Here is a 16410-nt window from a genome sequence, read left to right as displayed (position 1 = left end):
GTCACTCGCCGCAGGTGGCGGTGTCGTCATTGCCGCTGATGAGGAGTTGCCCGGCGTCGCCCGTGTACACGGCGGACGCGAGCGCCGTCGCGAGGCATGAGGCGAGTTCGAGATTATTCGTGACGTCGAAGGCCTGGCTGACCTGGTGCAGGTTGCTCAGGTCGAGCCGGACGAGGCTCGTGTTGTCCGACACGCGAAGCGAAGCGAGTGTACTCAGGCTGCTCAGGCCCTCCAGGGTCGTCAAGGCGGGGTTTCCCGTCACGCGCAGCTCGGACAGGTGACGGACCGGCGCGAGGCTGGAGAGCGCCTGCAGGGCCTCGTTTTCGCTGATGACGAGCGCGCCGCCGATGCTCCGCGGGGAGAGTCCTTCCAGGGAGCGCAGCGCCGGGTTCCCCGAGATGCGGACGTTGCCGCCGACATGGAAGAGGTTCGAGAAGGGAAGCGCTTGCAACGCGTTGTTGTCGGCGACGGTGAGCGAGCCCATGAGGTTGTCGACGTTGACGAGCACGGAATCCTCTTTGGGTTGGAACGCCAGGACATCATTGCCCACCACCACCAGGCTCTCCCGAGGCGACACGCTCACGAGCCCGCTCAGGCTGCGCAGCCGGTCGTTGTTGCTCACGAGGACGCCCTGGCCCACGAACAGCCGTTGATGGCCGGCGCCGCCCGCTTGGAGCCTGTCCAGCGCGGGGTTGGCTGTCACATCGAGGTCGTCGCCCACGAAGCGCAGGACGGGCAGGTCCACCCAGGTCAGGAGTTGGTTGTTCCAGAGGCGCAGGGTGCGGTCCACCACCGCGAGCCCCGGCAGGCTCAGTTCGGTGATGGATGCGTCGTTGATCAGGAGCGACCCCTGGATGCGGGAGATGCGCTGGAGCGCGGCGAGGTCCGCGGGGGTCCGCACGGTGTAGTCGCCGTGGAGCGTGTGCAGGGCCTCGCAGACGAAGGCGGTCTTGTGGACCTCGGGCCCCAAGAGCGTGCCATCGTCATTCGAATCCACGCCCAGCCGGATGCCCGTGCCACCCTGGGGGCAGGTCGCTCCGGCGAACTCGGGCACGTAGACGACCATGAGCCGGGTCGGCTCCACGCAGACGCTCTCCATGGCGCGAACCTCGTCTTCATCGAGGAGGCCATTGCCGTTCGCGTCAGGGCCGGCCTCTACCCAGGTGCGGCCCCAGCTACAGAGCCACGGCGGGACCGTCGCCGACGGAGGCTGATGCTGGCTTCGGTGAATCACAGGGGGGGAGACTGGCTCGGTGCAGCCGTACACTTCCCGGGTGACTTCGCCGTCTTCCAGGACATCGTTGCCATTCACGTCCTGGCCCGCGCGCGACACGTGGCCGCCGTGAGGGCATTGCTCGCCAGGGGGCACGTCCTGCATGTGCACCAGCACCCCGGGCGTGGGCGTGGTGCAGACGTACTCGGTGCTCGTCACTTCGGTGTCGTCGAGCACCCCGTTGTCGTTCAGGTCCAGACCCGCGAGAAAGGCCCTGCCGCCGAGCGGGCAGCGGTCTCCGGCCGGCTCGGCGTCCACCCGCGTGCGTGCCTCGTGCTGAGTGACGAGCTTCCGCAAGTCGATGCCGTCACAGCCCGCCGCCAGCAGCACCACCGCCATCCAGGTCCATCGCATGGGTGCGTCTCTCTTCCTCGTGACGGGCGTCGCCGCTGGGAGGCCTTCAATCGCAGGGGGTTGAGCTGTCGTTGCCGCGAATCTCCGGCGCGCCGCCCATGTTGACCCGTGCGGCGAGCGACACGGCCAGGCAGGTGGGGAGCCGGGGGTTCTCCGTGACGGTGAAGATGCTGGTGACGCTCTCCAGGGCATTCAGGTCCAGGCGCAGCAGGTTCTCATTGGAGAGCACAAACAGCTCCTCCACCGATTGGAGGAGGACGAGGTCCGACAGGTCGGTGAGGCTCGCGTTGTTCTCCAAGGTCAGCACCTTCAGCGAGAGCAGCCGGTCGAAGCCCATCAGCCGGGAGAGCTGTGGGTTGTTGCCGATGAACAGGAAGCCGCTGTTCTGCACCTTCTGGAGCCCCCACAGGTCCTTCAACACGGCGTTGGCATTGAACCGCATGCCGGAGGTGACGCGCTCCAGCTTGGGGAACGCCCCCGCGGCTTCCAGCGCGGGGTTGCGATCGAACTCGAGCGTCCCCACCTGGGCGAGTTCATTCATGCCTTCCACCGAGCGCAGATTGGTGTTGTCCCGCACGCGGAGGCCGCCGCCAATGGACGTCAGCGCTGGCATGCCCCACAACCCGGAGAGGACCTCGTTGTTTTCGATGACCAGGTCTCCCACGACCGTATTCAGCACCGTTCCGCTCAGGGTGCTCAGGGCGGAGTTCTCGATGATGTTCAGGGAGCCGCCCAGCCATTCGAGGTGCCGGAAGGGAAGGGTGGAGAGCTTCGCGTTGCCTTCCAGGGTGATGCTGCCGAGGAGCGCGGAGACGTATGTGAAGTAACCTCCTTCGAGGGCATCGTTGTCTCTCAGGACGACGTTGCTGCCAGGAAGGACCGCGCTCACGCCCACGAGCGTGGGAAGCAACGGATTGGACACCAGGCTGAAATCTCCCCAGACCCAGAGCGGAGCGCGGCTGCCGCTGCCCAGGGTCAGCGTGGTCAACGCGGGGTTTCTGGCGACGGTGAGCGGGCCGGCCACGAGGCGCAGCGAGGGCATCTCCAGACGCTCGAGCGGCGTGTCGACGATTTCGAGCGCGCCTTCGACCATCATCAAGTCCGGGAGGTGAACCTCCGTGGCGGACCCGGGGTCGAAGTAGAGGCTGCCGCGCACGCGGGAGATGCCCTCCAGCGCCACGAGGTCCACCGCGTTGCGCACGCGGTAATTGCCGTCCAGCGTGTGCAGGGGCTGGCACACGAACATGGATGACATCACCTCTTCGTCTTCGAACAGGCCGTCCGCGTCCGTGTCGGTGCCCACGTCCACCCGGGTGCTGGGCGTGGGACACGCGGTGCCCGCCGGTGCCGTTGCCTGACGCAGCCGGACCTCGGAGGGGAGCACGCAGAGGTTGGACGTCGCCCGGACCTCGGAGTCGTCCAGCACGCCGTTGCCATCCTGGTCCTGTCCCGCCTCCACCACGGCGCCGTTCTCCCCGCAGGGGAAGAGGAGCGGCTCCCGTGGCCGTACGCGGGTGACCACGGCCTCCGAGCTGGCGCAGCCGTAGACCTCGCGAGTGACCTCGCTGTCCTCCAACTCGTCGTTGTCATTCGAGTCCTGGCCCGCGCGGTACACCCTGCCGCCCTCGGTGCAGTTCTCACCGGGGGGCTCGTCCTGCACGCGCATCAGCACGCCGGGGATGGAGGTGACACACGCGTATTGGGTGACGGTCACTTCGCCGTCGTCGAGCACGCCGTTGTCGTTCAGGTCCAGGCCCGTGCGGACGAAATGGCCACCGTGGACGCAGTTGGCGCCCGCGGGCTCGGGTTCCAGCCGGGTGAGCGGCGGGGGCTGCCGGACGAGCCGCTCCAACTCGATGCCGTCACACCCCGTGACGAGCACGAGCATCACCATCCACATGCGTTTCATGAGCAATTCTCTCAGCGTCGCAGCGCCAGCTCGAAGCCGAACGCGCGGTCCCAGTAATTGCGCTGGTCCAGGGTGACGCGGTCATAAGTGAGCGTGGCCGCCAGACGCAGCCGCACACCCGCCAGCGCTCCCATCACCCCCGCGGCGGTGTACGTGGAGAGCACGGTGGGGTCGCCCATGCGCACCTGTCCGCGAGTGATTCCCAGAAAGCCCCAGCCCGCTCCCGCCTCCAGGAACAGCGGCACGCGCAGGTGTGCCGGTGCCTGTGCGCCCAGGAGGCCCAGGAGCGCACCCCGGTGGGTGCGGATGTCGTCGGTGGCCAGGGGCGTCAGACCATAGGAGGCGCGCGCGCCGTAGTAGAGCGACGGCAGGGGCGCCTCGCGCCGCCACGTCACCGTGGGGCCGGTGGCCAGCGTGCTCAATCCGAGCGGTGCCTGCTGCCCCGTCCAACCCAGGTCCCAACCCCCCATTGTGTCGGGCCGCTGCGCCATGAACCGCGGGAAGGTGCCGCCCGCGCTCGGAGGAAACGCCTGGGATACGCCCACGGGCGCGAGCCCGGTGACCGCCACGTAGCGCTCGTAGAAATCCTTGTCGAGCGGCACCGCGAACAAGCCCTTGCGCAGGGCCTCCTCGGCGGGGCCTCGCTCCTGGAGCTCCCGGTCGCCCATGTCGATGATGCCGTTGGTGGACAGCTTGGCCAGGGTGATGCGGGCTTCCTGCGTGGGCGTGCGAATCCAATACACGTCGCGTTCGGGCAGGCGCAGCAGCACGTACTGGTCCTTGGAGCGGCGCACGTCGGCCAGCCGCCGTCCGTCCGAGTCCTCGACGGAGATTCGCGAGTGCTCGAGCCCTGCGGGCAGCGGAAGGCTGGGACCCTTCGGAGCGGGGCCCACCAGCGGACGCCGGGGCTCGCGGGTGGGGGCGAAGGCGTGGAGCGACAGGCGCGCAGGGAGGCCCTTCACGCCCTGGAGCGACGCGGTGACGAAGGCGCCCAGCTCGCTGTACTCCACCTTGCCGTCGCCGTTGATGTCCGCCGCGCCCATGAGGCCGGAGCGGGCCACGTGGCTGAAGACGCCCGCGCGGATGCGAGACCACTCGTGCGTCTCGCCGTCGTCGCTCTCCGCGAACACGGCGCCCACGGTGGGCCGGGTGGCGAGCTGCTCACGGGCCAGCATGCCGCGCAGCTCCGCGAGCACCGCCGCGTCTGTCTGACCGCCGCGGCTGCCCACGACGCCAGACGCGCGGCACGCGTCCACGATGAGGTGGACGTAGTTGGCGCCGAGCGGGTCCACCACGTCCGCGTAAAGGCTTGCTTTGTCCAGACGTCCACCCGCGAGGGTGAAGTACGCGCGTCCGGCCTCGTCTGTATTTCCGTGGCCCACGTAGACGAGCAGCACGTCTGTCTGGCGTCCCAATTCGTGGTCCACCAGGTTGGCAGCGCGGAGGCGGGCGACCTCTCGCTTCACCTCGTCTGGCGTTGGGGGCCGGGCGCCCGCGAGCACCGGCCGGGCCGTGGCGCGTGTCGCCTCGTCCGGGTCCACCAGCAGCGTGGTCTCCACGCCCAGGCGTTGAAGCGTCTCCGCCCACAGCACGCCGTCATCGTCCGCGAAACGCAACGACGGGAGCGACGGGTCGTCGCTCCCGTTATGGGCAATGACCAGGGCGCGGCGAACCACGGCTTCGGCCGAGGCACCACGGGCTAGCAGCAGTGCCGCGGCGCCGAGGAGCACTCCCAGCTTTTTCATGGAGCTTCCTCTACCCTCACTGACTGCTTGAGCACCACCGTGCCCTCTGTCTGTTCACCGCGCAGGGTCGACAGGGACTCGGCCGGGCTGCCTGCGAAGACAGCGACGACTTCGACGGTGCCCGCCGTCTCTGGCATGGGCACGGTCAGCTCGAGGGGGGCTTCCTTGTCCAGGCCTCCGGACAGGGCGAAGGGACCGGCCGTCACCTCCGCTTTCTTGGCGCCGCGGACCTGAACCGCGACGTGGGTGAAAGGCGCATGGCCACCGGCGGCGAAGGCCAGCATGGCACCGGCGCGGCAGGCATCTCCGGCGTGCAGCTCGCGCAGGGCCTGGCCCGGGGTGGCGCAGAAGATTCGCAGGGCGACGCCGGGCGGCGCGGTGCCTTCGCCGCGGGCGACGAACTCGCCGGGCGTCGTCGTGGCGGTGGGGATGAGCACCACCGCGAGGAAGACAGCGGCCAGCGCGCCGCCGAGCAGGGCCAGGGAGGGCCACCGGGACGGAGCCTGTTGCGGCGCGGCCGCGGCGAGGGCGGCCTCCAGGCCTCCGTCTGACAATGCTTGGAGCTCCACGGAGGAGGGGACGTGGATGTCATTGCCCTCCAGGGCGCGGTGGGCCTGGGCCCAGCGCTCGTAGCGGGTGCCGCAGCGCTGGCAGGCGTGGGCGTGGCGCAGCAGGCGAGCGGACTGGTGGGAGGACAGGTCTCCCAGCGACCACCGGGTCAGGCTGGCGTCGATATGTCTCTCGTACCACCTCATGAGGGCATGCTCCCTATTGCGCACAAGGCGAGCGAGGCCAGGAGGACACCCAGCTCCATCCGCCCGGGCTCGGCCGATGCGTCCAGCCAGCCCGAATCCTTCAAATGCTCGGTGAACTGCGTCCGCATCCGCCGCTCGCGCACCCGGATTTCGCCTCGGGTGAGCTGGAGCTGCTGAGCGGCGGATTCCTGCGAAAGTCCTTCCACGAAACGCAGTTGCGCCAGGGCGCGGCCTTCGTCCGTGAGTGTGTCGAGGAAGGCGCGGACCAGGTCGCGCACTTCGGTGCTGAGGGCCTCTTCTTCCGGCGTCCGACCCTCGGTGGGCAGGTGGGGCAGCTCGGGCGCGTCGTCCATGGGGACGGCCTCGCGGGACACGCGTCCCGACGCGCGCATCAGGTCGATGGCCGTCGAGCGCGCCACCGTGAGGAGGAAGCCCAGGTAGGGGCGAACCCCGTCATAGGCCTGCCGCATGTTGGGCCGGAAGGCCCGGACGAACGTCTCTTGATGGGCGGCGTCCAAATCCAGCGCGGACAACGCGGCGCTCCGCGTCCCCCCATCCGTGCCCACCGCGAACTTTCGCGAGAGGTAGCGGAGCACCTCCGGCGAATAGGCTCGGTACACCTGCGTGAGGACGGACGTCTCCCCTCGGCGGAAAGCCTCCAAGACGGACCGGTCGTTTCCAGGCAGCACGGTAACTCCGTCCCTCGTCGCGAGCCGGCTCGAGCCCAATGCCCGGCCGTCCGTCATCCCTTCAAAATGGGATACGGAACGGGGTCGCAAAATGGGTCGCGCCTATAACGCATGGGGCGCATTTTCATTGTGGGTCTGTTTGACGATTCCCACCCGGGACTGGGAGGGGCCATGTGGGGTGCAGGGTTACCCAGGTGTGGCGGAGGCGGTCGAGCAGCCGAAGATGGTCGGATGGGTTCAGCCCCTGGGCTGCCGCCGGGGCGGTGGACCACCAGGCAGAGTTGAAGAGACAGGCGGCGGTGTTGGCCTGAATCAATGGCAGGGCGTCGCTGCTCTGCTCAAGCAGGGCCAGGAGCTGGCGCTCAAGAGGACCGAGCGTGGTGTCCGGACCGAGGTAGCCGGGGCCGTACCTGGCCTCCGTGAAGCGCACGGGGCCTTGAATGTGCTGATTGAAGGTGGCCAGTTCCTCGGCGGGAACCCACAGCTCCTGGTGGCGACTGTTGCCCACGATCCGCACGGGGAAGCGTGATGCGTAGTCCGCCCCCACGTCGAAGGCCGTGACGAAGCCCGCGTGCCCAGAGCCCGCGTCCGGCGTATTCCAGTCCCGGGCAATCTGCCGTGCGTACTCGGCGTTCATCACCGGGTAGAAGATGGGTTGGTCCGGGAGTCGGGGCGGGAACGCCGAGCAGCCACTGTCGAGGATGAGCTCCGCCTCCTTGAGGCCGACTGGGCGGTACAGCGTGGGTGTCTTCGACATGGAATGGATTCCTTCATCGGATGGTGTGTATCTCGGCAGGGCTTGTTGCGGACCAAGATGCGAGGACAGTCGACGCGCGCAGGAGTCCATTGCTGACGTATTCGCAACGCCGTCCCTCACCCTGCAGGAGTAGGCCGTCCTGATTGACGCCATCGCTGTCGTGCATGAGTCTGTTTGGCCATGCAGAACAGCGAAAGAATTGTGGGAGCCGCCTTTGCTGCTGGGTTTGCTGTCGGGTGTTCCACTCCATACCAACGAATGGGCTTCCGCACCGGTTACCGCGACCCCGATGAAGGCCACCTCGGTGAGTCCGGCGTCAGCGTGTGTATCCACCACGGCCTCTACCCGGGGTAATTGCTCGTCGGGTACCCGACTGGGCGTCCCTTCACCCGAAGGCTTCGGCTGAATCTCATCCATTGCCCGATTCAGTCGCGCCGGTTCACCGCGACTCAAACGAACTGGAACTGCTTGGTCAGCCATCGTACGTCTTGTCTCTGGCCTCCTCACCTTGATGGTTCGGTGACGTAGACTCTCGCAAATCGGTCGAGTCATCTCACAAGCAGCGCACGCCCGGAGAGTCTGGCTAACTAGGAACGATAGTGATGGGATATCAGGTGCTCCGCCAGCCGTTTCGCGAACGGGAGACGGAGGAATCACAGATGCGAGCAAGAGATGCGTCGCACGTATAGCTTCAATTGAGCTGTATTCTGTTCGAAGGCGATGCCCGATGAGCGTCGGGCGTAGCTTCCAGGCACTGGGATACTGAGCGCGTTGCAGGTGGGGCAGTGTGCCTATGCTCACCAGATGTGAAATACAGATGACATCCGCTGAACACTACGAGTCACGCGGCCCACCCCGACAGTCAAAGAGTCGGTGCTGCACCGCCATTCTCTGGAGGTGTTTGCCTCAATGGCGAGGATTTGTGTCTGTATAACTTCTCCGAGAGAACCAAAGAAAAGTGCATGAACTCCATGGAAGTAGTCGCCTCTTAACTGGCGCTATGCGCGTAAAGGGTGTTTCCCTATGCCAGAGGCGGATTGCTGAGTCATGTCTCTTGAATCGGGAACTGCCCTCACTAGCGACCAGTCCAGCCCCGGCTGTTGTTGGGGCTAGGGGCTGTCTCCGAGCTCGCGTTCGCAAATCGACCTTGCGGGTCGGTCATTCTGCCCATCGGGGCTGGGTCCCAATCGGAATTGCTGGCTGGCGTCAAGTATGATCAACGCGGGCTGTGCGCCGACATGAACTGAGCGATACCGAGTGGAGCCGCATCGAGCCCCTGCTGGGCTCCAGGTGCGGCCCTCGCTCGAAGCGAGGGGACCGTGACTTTATCAACGCCGTGGTTTGGCGCGTGAATACCGGGGGGCAATGGCGGGACTTGCCCGAGCGGTTCGGCCACTGGAAGACGGTTTACAAGCGGTTCCATCGCTGGGCGAAGACTGGGCGCTGGGAAGCCATCTGATGAGCTCGGCTCCCTGGCTGACGCATCGGTCATCCGGGCGCATCAGGACGCCGCGGGCGGAAAAGGGGGATCCGAAGCAATGCTTTGGGCGTTCTCGAGGAGGCTTTTCAACGAAAGTTCACGCTGTCACAACGACGGGAGGTAAGCCGCTCCACGTCGCGCTGACGCTCGGCCAGCAGCACGAGTCCACAATGGCCGAAGAACTTCTGGTGCACTCCGAGGGCGACGCTTTCATCGCGGATACGGGCCATGACGCCGACCGCATCCGCGCCAACGTCCGGAAACTCAGGATGTAGCCTGTCATCCATTCAAGCCCGAGCCGCAAGCGAGCGCTGCCGTTAGACCGCAACCTGTACCAGCTGCGCTACCGGGTGGAGTGCTTCTTCCATGACCTCAAGCGCTTTCGGGCTGTCGCCACCCGCTATGACAAGACGGGGCCCAGCTACCTCGCCGTCCTGCACATCGCATCCATGCTTCTTTGGCTGCGCTAATCAGGGACAGCCCCTAGTACTCAGCGCTGGGCGGGATCCAGAGAAGAGAGAGCGTCGCGCGAAGTGCAGGAATGACTTGGCAGTGTTCGATTAGATCGTACTCATTTGAGATGCGAAATCCGTCGAGCCAAGCAGTTGCAGGAACTGGCTCTGCGACGTCTGTGGGGCGTTTGCCTGAAAAGTAATCGCTGGCGATGGTGTACTTTGACAGTGGACGACCACTGCGAATGTGGTGTCCAAATTCGCGCCCAGACACAGTCCATGCCACTCTCCCGTTTTGCGAGAGTACGACTGCGCATCTTTCAGGTGTGAGCCTTGCGAATCTAATGCTTGCGGCAATGAAGCTCACGGCAAACTCCCGTTGGAGGGATTTGATGATTTCGATAGAGGGCTTTCGAACATCGCAGCGCTTCTCCCAGACCGCCTTGGGCATCAAAAATTCGGACGCAAATGAATTCGCCTCGCGCTCAGTTGAGGGCGCGTAGATTTCTCTCAGGTGAGCGTCGTCGGATGTCTGCTTTGAGTCGCAGAGTTCGATCTGGTTGTGGTTCATGCCATGGATTTCGTGATGACCAAATTCATGAGCAATGATGAATCGCCGCCTTGGATTGTAATCTACGCTACTGCTCACAGATATGATGGCTCCCCCAGCAACACGCGTTGTTCGGCCAACGCAACCCACAAGCGCAACATCGCGGACGACAATGCGGCGTAGCACCCATAGTAAATCTGCAAGGTCGTAGCCTGCTGGGTGCGGCACACCAAGTTCGGAAAGTGCCTTGCGCGCAGAATGTTCGCCCCGAGCTAGATCGGCTTCGAGTATGTTCCTACTTGTCATTTTTTAAGGTCAGCAATACTTCGATCTCTGCAGCCAGAGACTCGATGTCTTCGTCGGTGGCTGATTCAAAGCTCCGATGAAAGGCTTGAGGGCGGCTTGCTGGGGGGAGGGATTGGCCAGTTGTGCGAATAAATGCAATATGCTCGTCTCTTGTTCTTTTGGGGCGCTCTCTTTCGAGTTGCCTTAGGATGGATGCTCGCTCGAACTTTGCTAGGCGCAGAGCATCCTGTAATGCACGGCTTTTAGCTGCTTCGACAAGTGCCAGCGCGTTGCGAAGCGCTCGAGCAGTATCAACCCCGGCTTCTCGTGTGAGCCGTTTGGCCTCTGTGTCATCTAGCGCGACAGAGTCGCCAAGTTCGTCCAGGCAATCAATAAGTTCTTTGTCTTCATTGGGGACTCTTGTTGAATTGATCATGATGCCACCTTTAGCTTGGCTGCGACGTCGTCCAGTCGCCTGTGAAGTCGCTTGATGGCGTTATCGAACTGTCTAGAATCCAGGCCGGTTTCCTTGATCAGTTCCGCCCGCTTCACACAGCCTTCCAAAACTGCAGCAACTATCACTTCCACGTCATGATCTCCGGAGACGGCGTTGAGCACTGCCTCTGCAAGAAGTTTATATCGCTGCAGTTCTTCAAGCTGTTGCTCTGGAGACGGTGATTGAAAGTTGGCGTCCCTCGTTTCTCGAATCTCGCGCGCACCATCGTTCTCAATGGCTCTGACGCGGTTTGCAAGACCCTTTACTGCGCTACTGGCAATGCTGCGTACACTGCCGACTAGAAAGTCCTCAAGGCTGACCTTCTCTGGGTCCCAAGCGCGGGAGTCGTCAAGTAGGCGGCGTAGGGCTTCCTGGACTAAATCTTCTGCTTCTTGCCCCTCGGGCATGATGCCTGGTCGGCTCCATCGCTTACGGCTCACAATCTGAATCGCACGTGCAGCCACCCGCTCATAGATAGCGGGTAGTTCGGCTTCGATCTTCTTGAAGAATGCAGGGTTGGCACTCACCACTCCCCCCTCCCATGCTCCGGACGAACTTTTTTTTGCCGCGACGGCAAAAAGCGTCCGGCTTGGAGCAATAGCAGTTGAGCGGGTCAGGACGCAAATGGGTGCGCCTACCTCCAACTACAGGATGGGTTGCGATGAGCGAAGGGGCCAAGAACCTCGTCTTTTGTCATGCCTGCCGTGATGACGCGGTGCTTCACGAACTGGCAGCGCATCTCGAGACGCGGGGGTTTGTTGTTCGGACCTTGCCATTTGATGGGGCCAGTCTAAGCGGCGCTGTGGTCGAGCCCGGCGCTAACGAATTGTCCTCGCGCTCTAGCATCGATTGGGCTGGAACGCTGGTCGTCCTAATTTCTCCTGGCGCGCGAGTCCGGGCAGGGATTGATAGTGAAATTGAATACGCAGAGAGGGGGCGGAAGCGCATCGTGGGTGTGTATGTGTGTGGAGGACAAGAGGCAGACCTGCCCGCAGGCTTTCAAAAGTACGGGGCCGCGCTTGTGAGTTGGCCCTCCGAGCGCGTGCTGGATGCCCTGGATGGGGGGCTTAATACTTGGTTTGAGCCTGATGGGAAGACGCCAGTTCAAGAGCGGGACATCGAGCGTTTTACCTGCGGGGAGCCGGTGCCTGAATGAGGCTTTACTCCTATGTGGTTGCTCGCGACTATGGGTTCGCCCCGAACCCTTTCTTCGGCTACAGCACCCTCGCTACCTGCAAGCCGTGGATCAGAAAATGTGCGCAGGTCGGAGACTGGGTGGTCGGAACGGGCGCGGCCGGCTACGGGCTTGGCAACCACCTCGTCTATGCCATGCGAGTCGGCGAGACGTTGACGTTTAATGCGTACTGGAATGATGAGCGCTTTCTTCTAAAGCGGCCAAACCTACGAAGTAGTCTTAAGCAGGCGTTCGGTGACAATATCTACCATAGCTCTGCTGATGGGAAGTGGTGTCAGGAAATGTCTCATCATAGTCACAGGAATGGGCAGTTTAATTGGACGAACCTGAAGAAGGACACCAGGGTTGATCGTGTGCTGATTGGGGACTGGTTCGTCTACTTCGGAGGAAGTGCCATCGAAATCCCCGAGCGGTTTCGAATGGGCAAAGGAGAAACGATCATTCGCGGCGGAAGAGGCCATCTGGTTAAGTATGTGCCTGGATTTGCCGATGCCGTTGTCGCATGGGTCAGCTCTCTGGGGAGGAAGGACCTGGAGGGAGAGCCGATGGAGTTCGGGGCGGAGTTGGCTAGAATTGGGAATAGCACTCGGAGGCGGGCATGAGCTGGCTCCTGGAGTTTGCAGTTGCCGCTGAGAAGACCGACACCTTGACTCGTAGGTCCGACCATAAGGAGCTACTAGCGGCCGGATTGCTGGGCGAGGTTGGTGGCGCCTTGGCTGAGTTCAAGAAGAGCAAGCGTGAAGGTCCCGCCTATCCGCATTATGCAGAGCGGTTGCTGGACGAGCTCGGCGACACGTTGTGGTATTTCGTGCGCCTCGCATATGTCGGTACCCCTGGCTTACTCCCAACTCTTCCACTGGGTGCGCCCATTTACGAGGGGGAAAGTTCGGCGTCGCTCCTTGCGATGGGAGCTGCAGCGGGGCGTGTGTTAGAGGCCATTCAGCGCTCCAACCCCGACGGTCTACGCACTGCGCTACAGGATATTTGGCAGCATCTGCGTGTTGTCGCTGCCGTCGCTTGTGTTGAGTTGGAAGAGGCTTCCAAACGAAACCGCAGAAAAATTGCCAGCCGCTGGCCGACAGAGAGCGAGAAAAAACCGCATGCGCTCTTCGATGAAGGATGTCCTGAAGAGGAGTGGCTCCCCCGCCTCTTTACGGTCGACTTTATAGAGCGCGGCACGCCGGAAAGTCCTCAGATTCTGCTGCGATACAATGGGATCAACATTGGGGACCGCATCTCGGATAATATCGCTGACCCTGATGGTTATCGCTATCACGATATCTTTCATTTTGCCTATGCGGTCTATTTGGGATGGTCCCCCGTGCTTCGCTCCTTGCTTCGTTCCAAGCGCAAAAGCGACCGCTTCACCGATGAGAATCAGGACGGTGCTAGGGCCGAGATCATTGAGGAGGCAATCTCAGCCATCGCCTTTAGCCGCGCGAAGCAGGTGGGGTATTTCGAGAACATCGAACAGGTGGACTATGACCTGTTGAAGAGCATCCAGGAGTTTACGAAGGGATACGAGGTGGCTCACGTCCCCGTGTGGCAGTGGGAAGAGGCCATTCTCGAAGGGTTTCGTGCTTTTCGTCAACTTCGGGCATTGAAGGGAGGACGCGTGACACTTCATTTGATTGCGCGCCAACTCATCGTGGAGCGGCTAAGATAGGCCCCCCATGCGAGGCCCCCCCCTGCAGGTTAAGCTCTTCTCTTCTGCGCAGAGTTCCAGCGTTAGTCGCGACATCCATCTGCCGGATGGGAAGGTGCTCCGCGCCACGCCCATTTTCGACACTTACTGGCGTTTTGCAGCGGAGCGTCAAGAGGTATTCTTCCGGAGGCTCTCAGGCTCCCCCCCTCCCTGGACCGACGACCCTGTCCTGCGCTCATTCCGATTCACCAACGTTTACCGTGCCTCGGATCGAGTGAGCCAATACTTGATCAGGAGAGTTATTTACGATGGCCCTCAGGAGGAAGAAGAGATCTTCTTCAGGACCTTGCTCTTCAAGCTTTTTAATCGAATTGAGACTTGGGAGCTACTTGAGGCTCGCCTAGGCGAACTCTCATGGAAGTCCTTCGATTTCAGCCGAGCCGACGCGGTGCTTAGTGCAGCCATCCAGAGTGGAGTCCGCCTGTACTCTGCGGCATACATTATGCCATCGCCGCTTTTAGGCTCAGTTCGCAAGCACTCTAATCATCTGGAGTTATTGCGCCGGATGATGGCGGACCATGCTCCTCGTAAAGTCGTATCTGCCCGTTCGCTGCGAGAGGTTTTTCAGGTTCTTCGAGCGTATCCATCGCTGGGGGATTTCCTGGCGTTTCAGTTTGCGATTGACTTGAATTATAGCGAGTTGATGTGTTTTGATGAGTCCGAGTTCGTAGTTGCGGGGCCTGGTGCACGCAGTGGGATTGGTAAATGCTTTAGTGATACGGGGGGGATGAGAGAGGATGAGGTCATTTATGCGGTGACAGTGATGGCCGAGCAGGAGTTTTTGCGACTTGGGCTTGATTTTCGAACGCTCTGGGGTAGGGCCCTTCAGCCTATTGATTGTCAAAATTTATTTTGCGAAGTCGACAAGTACTCTCGAGTGGTACATCCAGAGGCTACCCCTGCAGGAGGGCGTACGCGCATAAAACAACGATATGAATCTCGCCTAGGAGCCACTCCGCACTGGTATCCGCCAAAATGGAAACTGTTTCCATTCCCGACCTAAGGGGAGTCGGGAAATCGGGTGCTAGCATTACTCAGTCAGATGAATCAGGCGCGGTAGCTCCGTTCGGGGACCATGCGTTCGTCGGCATGAGCAGCAAGCTCCTGGATGCGTGCGCAGGGCCGCCAGTCGGGACGGAGGCGTTCCAGAAATACATCGACAGCAGCATCGATTCTGACCCGGCCCTTTATCCCATGATTGGAGAGCGCCCGGGACGGCCAGCGACATCGTCGTCTTTCCGCTGCCTGGGGAGAACCCATGTTGCTGGTCAATCCGCAGAAGTTGAGGGAGTTCAATGACCGGATCGATTACGAGCAGGTAGTCTTCAGCCCGGACCCGGATGTTGAAGTGGTGGCAGACTGGCCGGCGTGACGGAGTTCCTCCCCACGCAGGCGGCGGGCAGAGACGCCTTCTGGGAGGATGTTTATGGCCTAGTCGGCGACCTAATCATGCGCAAGTGAAGCTTCCGCCGGGGCACGGCTACCTTCATCCTCAAGGTCCACGTCTCCAGCCGCGGCGCTCAAGTCGCGCGGAAGCGCTTGCTGTCGGGCGTGTCCACTACCTCCACGGCGAAGATTCCCTATGTCCGGGGACCGGCCTGGCTGGGGCAGTTCTCCGTGCAGATGCCCGGCACGCCGCTACAGACGGTGTTCTGGGGCTTCCACAACGTGTTCGTGGAGCTGCGGGATACCAGCGGCATCTCGGTGGAGCCTAGGTCCCTCGATGGCTTCATGGAGCGGCACGTCAAGAAGAACGTGTCCCAGTGCCTGCCGCGCATCGACAACGTGTCGGTGTCGAAGAGCATGACCCATGTGAATGAGGAGGTGGAGGTCCAGGTTCACCCCATGCTGTCCCAGCCGTCACGGCAACCGCGCGTCGAGTTCCAGGCCGACCCGGAGGAACTGGGCTTGCTGAAGCAGTCCGCCACTGCCTTCACGTATCAGGTATTTCGACCGGGAAGGAGTATCGTGGAGGCGTCTCTGAGCGACCTGAAGGTTCTCTTTATGTGACAGGTCCAGGTGGACATTCAGCCGAAGAAGTACGCGGCACGATCAGCCTTGCCTCCTAACTCCGTGTCGTTACCAGCGCCGCGTGGCAGCGCTCGCGCAATCGACCACCTATACCATCATGCAAAAGAGTTTCTCCCCCTCGCTCCGCTGCTCCTTGCCAGCCTCAGTCGACTCAAGCGGGTTCAGCCCGCGATCGCCAACAGATTCATCCGAACTGTGAGTCAGAACGCCGTGCCGTTCACCCGCCGCCCAGGCGAAGCCTCAACACCGGCTGACAGCTGCGTATGCGGCACCCAAGTTCCCGTAGAGCTCCCGTCCGGGCTCCGGTTGTAGGAGATGCCCACCTCTGTGTCCTGATAACCCGCGCTGTCCTGCACACTGTTATCCGGCCGCACCAGGAACACGGTGTCTCCGCTGCTGCCCGTGTTGACGCCCCGGTTGAAGTACAGCCCGCCTCCCGAGGCCGCCGTGGCGTTCGTCACGCCCGCGGGCACCGCCGTCGGGCCCGAGTACACGACGTACGACTTGCCCGGTTGAATCATCGTCCCCGCCGGGAATACGTGCCGCGTGTCGTCTTCGCCCGCGTAGGAGCTGGCGTCGTGAATCTTCCAGCCACCCAGGTCCACCGCCGTGGTGCCCGTGTTCACCAGCTCGACGAACTGCTGGTCATAATCCGGCGTCGTGGTGCCCGGCTTGTTGTGCGACTGCGGCAGGTACTCGTTGATGAACACCTTGTATTGCGTCCCGCCCGTCCC

At 62.6% G+C, this 16410-nt stretch carries 18 protein-coding genes; 8 read left to right on the top strand and 10 right to left on the bottom strand.

The genetic code is table 11. From position 1 onward, the window contains the following. Position 1: 1 nt before the first annotated feature. The 6 genes from FMP39_RS31895 to FMP39_RS31870 all read right to left on the bottom strand — a co-directional run bounded on the left by FMP39_RS31895 (position 2) and on the right by FMP39_RS31870 (position 7482). Entirely contained in the window at positions 2–1627 is a 1626-nt protein-coding gene (locus FMP39_RS31895; RefSeq protein WP_141593838.1) for a hypothetical protein, read from the bottom strand. Between the two features lie 46 nt (positions 1628–1673). Further along, the gene (locus FMP39_RS31890) at positions 1674–3536 is read right to left on the bottom strand and encodes a hypothetical protein (protein WP_228558510.1); all 1863 of its coding nucleotides are present in this window, start codon (positions 3534–3536) and stop codon (positions 1674–1676) included. Positions 3537–3547: 11 nt separating this feature from the next. Further along, entirely contained in the window at positions 3548–5281 is a 1734-nt protein-coding gene (locus tag FMP39_RS31885; protein WP_141593836.1) for a caspase family protein, read from the bottom strand. Next, the gene (locus FMP39_RS31880; RefSeq protein WP_228558509.1) at positions 5278–6036 is read right to left on the bottom strand and encodes a hypothetical protein; all 759 of its coding nucleotides are present in this window, start codon (positions 6034–6036) and stop codon (positions 5278–5280) included. Before FMP39_RS31880 ends, FMP39_RS31885 begins: the two co-directional genes overlap by 4 nt. Then, a complete protein-coding gene (locus FMP39_RS31875; protein ID WP_194858649.1) occupies positions 6033–6725 on the bottom strand; it encodes an RNA polymerase sigma factor in 693 nt (230 codons plus the stop codon). The genes FMP39_RS31880 and FMP39_RS31875 overlap by 4 nt, the downstream gene beginning before the upstream one ends. Before the next feature lie 124 nt (positions 6726–6849). Then, positions 6850–7482 (bottom strand): hypothetical protein, encoded by a 633-nt coding sequence (locus FMP39_RS31870; protein ID WP_141593833.1) that lies wholly within the window; start codon positions 7480–7482, stop codon positions 6850–6852. A 1228-nt stretch (positions 7483–8710) separates the two neighbouring features. Here FMP39_RS31870 and FMP39_RS38735 point away from each other — a divergent pair. From FMP39_RS38735 to FMP39_RS38730, 3 genes are read left to right on the top strand one after another with little or no spacing between them, the layout of a single operon-like run. After that, entirely contained in the window at positions 8711–8941 is a 231-nt protein-coding gene (locus tag FMP39_RS38735) for a transposase (RefSeq protein ID WP_141593832.1), read from the top strand. Then, positions 8848–9237 (top strand): transposase, encoded by a 390-nt coding sequence (locus FMP39_RS31860; RefSeq protein ID WP_141593831.1) that lies wholly within the window; start codon positions 8848–8850, stop codon positions 9235–9237. The genes FMP39_RS38735 and FMP39_RS31860 overlap by 94 nt, the downstream gene beginning before the upstream one ends. A gap of 6 nt (positions 9238–9243) precedes the next feature. Further along, entirely contained in the window at positions 9244–9432 is a 189-nt protein-coding gene (locus FMP39_RS38730; RefSeq protein ID WP_141593846.1) for a transposase, read from the top strand. A 13-nt stretch (positions 9433–9445) separates the two neighbouring features. Here FMP39_RS38730 and FMP39_RS31850 read toward each other — a convergent pair whose 3' ends face one another. From FMP39_RS31850 to FMP39_RS31840, 3 genes are read right to left on the bottom strand one after another with little or no spacing between them, the layout of a single operon-like run. Further along, on the bottom strand, positions 9446–10270 hold the full coding sequence (locus FMP39_RS31850; RefSeq protein WP_141593830.1) for an ImmA/IrrE family metallo-endopeptidase: 825 nt from the start codon (positions 10268–10270) through the stop codon (positions 9446–9448). After that, on the bottom strand, positions 10260–10685 hold the full coding sequence (locus FMP39_RS31845) for a hypothetical protein (protein WP_141593829.1): 426 nt from the start codon (positions 10683–10685) through the stop codon (positions 10260–10262). Before FMP39_RS31845 ends, FMP39_RS31850 begins: the two co-directional genes overlap by 11 nt. Continuing rightward, complete coding sequence (locus FMP39_RS31840) at positions 10682–11272, bottom strand: sigma-70 family RNA polymerase sigma factor (protein ID WP_194858646.1); 591 nt, start codon at positions 11270–11272, stop codon at positions 10682–10684. The genes FMP39_RS31845 and FMP39_RS31840 overlap by 4 nt, the downstream gene beginning before the upstream one ends. A 134-nt stretch (positions 11273–11406) precedes the next feature. Between FMP39_RS31840 and FMP39_RS31835 the strand changes: the two genes are divergently transcribed. The 5 genes from FMP39_RS31835 to FMP39_RS31815 all read left to right on the top strand — a co-directional run bounded on the left by FMP39_RS31835 (position 11407) and on the right by FMP39_RS31815 (position 15655). Continuing rightward, positions 11407–11901: a TIR domain-containing protein gene (locus FMP39_RS31835; protein WP_141593827.1), complete on the top strand. Its 495-nt coding sequence runs from the start codon at positions 11407–11409 to the stop codon at positions 11899–11901. Beyond that, positions 11898–12542 (top strand): hypothetical protein, encoded by a 645-nt coding sequence (locus tag FMP39_RS31830; RefSeq protein WP_141593826.1) that lies wholly within the window; start codon positions 11898–11900, stop codon positions 12540–12542. The genes FMP39_RS31835 and FMP39_RS31830 overlap by 4 nt, the downstream gene beginning before the upstream one ends. After that, complete coding sequence (locus FMP39_RS31825; protein WP_141593825.1) at positions 12539–13606, top strand: pyrophosphatase; 1068 nt, start codon at positions 12539–12541, stop codon at positions 13604–13606. The genes FMP39_RS31830 and FMP39_RS31825 overlap by 4 nt, the downstream gene beginning before the upstream one ends. Positions 13607–13613: 7 nt before the next feature. Next, positions 13614–14648 carry a nucleotide kinase domain-containing protein gene (locus FMP39_RS31820; protein WP_194858645.1) on the top strand — a complete coding sequence of 345 codons (1035 nt, stop codon included), beginning with the start codon at positions 13614–13616 and terminating at the stop codon, positions 14646–14648. Positions 14649–15196: 548 nt separating this feature from the next. Continuing rightward, positions 15197–15655, top strand: coding sequence for a hypothetical protein (locus tag FMP39_RS31815; protein WP_141593824.1), 459 nt, complete (start codon positions 15197–15199; stop codon positions 15653–15655). 221 nt (positions 15656–15876) lie between these two features. Here the strand turns inward: FMP39_RS31815 and FMP39_RS31810 are convergent. Next, the coding region (locus FMP39_RS31810; RefSeq protein ID WP_141593823.1) for a lamin tail domain-containing protein at positions 15877–16410 on the bottom strand (534 nt) is incomplete at its 5' end.

It is taken from the genome of Myxococcus sp. AB056, assembly GCF_006547365.1.
GTDB classification, from domain to species: domain Bacteria; phylum Myxococcota; class Myxococcia; order Myxococcales; family Myxococcaceae; genus Myxococcus; species Myxococcus virescens.
The sequence above is the reverse complement of the archived record's forward strand: the minus strand, read 5'-3'. Positions and strand labels throughout refer to the sequence as shown.

What these genes read in the sequence shown, in the direction of transcription:
- FMP39_RS31825 (WP_141593825.1), top strand. Translation starts at nt 12,539, where the DNA reads ATGAGCTGGCTCCTGGAGTTTGCAGTTGCCGCTGAGAAGACCGACACC.
- FMP39_RS31830 (WP_141593826.1), top strand. Translation starts at nt 11,898, where the DNA reads ATGAGGCTTTACTCCTATGTGGTTGCTCGCGACTATGGGTTCGCCCCG.
- FMP39_RS31870 (WP_141593833.1), bottom strand. Translation starts at nt 7,482, where the DNA reads ATGTCGAAGACACCCACGCTGTACCGCCCAGTCGGCCTCAAGGAGGCG.
- FMP39_RS31845 (WP_141593829.1), bottom strand. Translation starts at nt 10,685, where the DNA reads ATGATCAATTCAACAAGAGTCCCCAATGAAGACAAAGAACTTATTGAT.
- FMP39_RS31860 (WP_141593831.1), top strand. Translation starts at nt 8,848, where the DNA reads ATGGCGGGACTTGCCCGAGCGGTTCGGCCACTGGAAGACGGTTTACAA.
- FMP39_RS31820 (WP_194858645.1), top strand. Translation starts at nt 13,614, where the DNA reads ATGCGAGGCCCCCCCCTGCAGGTTAAGCTCTTCTCTTCTGCGCAGAGT.
- FMP39_RS31890 (WP_228558510.1), bottom strand. Translation starts at nt 3,536, where the DNA reads ATGAAACGCATGTGGATGGTGATGCTCGTGCTCGTCACGGGGTGTGAC.
- FMP39_RS31895 (WP_141593838.1), bottom strand. Translation starts at nt 1,627, where the DNA reads ATGCGATGGACCTGGATGGCGGTGGTGCTGCTGGCGGCGGGCTGTGAC.
- FMP39_RS31850 (WP_141593830.1), bottom strand. Translation starts at nt 10,270, where the DNA reads ATGACAAGTAGGAACATACTCGAAGCCGATCTAGCTCGGGGCGAACAT.
- FMP39_RS31880 (WP_228558509.1), bottom strand. Translation starts at nt 6,036, where the DNA reads ATGAGGTGGTACGAGAGACATATCGACGCCAGCCTGACCCGGTGGTCG.
- FMP39_RS31835 (WP_141593827.1), top strand. Translation starts at nt 11,407, where the DNA reads ATGAGCGAAGGGGCCAAGAACCTCGTCTTTTGTCATGCCTGCCGTGAT.
- FMP39_RS31885 (WP_141593836.1), bottom strand. Translation starts at nt 5,281, where the DNA reads ATGAAAAAGCTGGGAGTGCTCCTCGGCGCCGCGGCACTGCTGCTAGCC.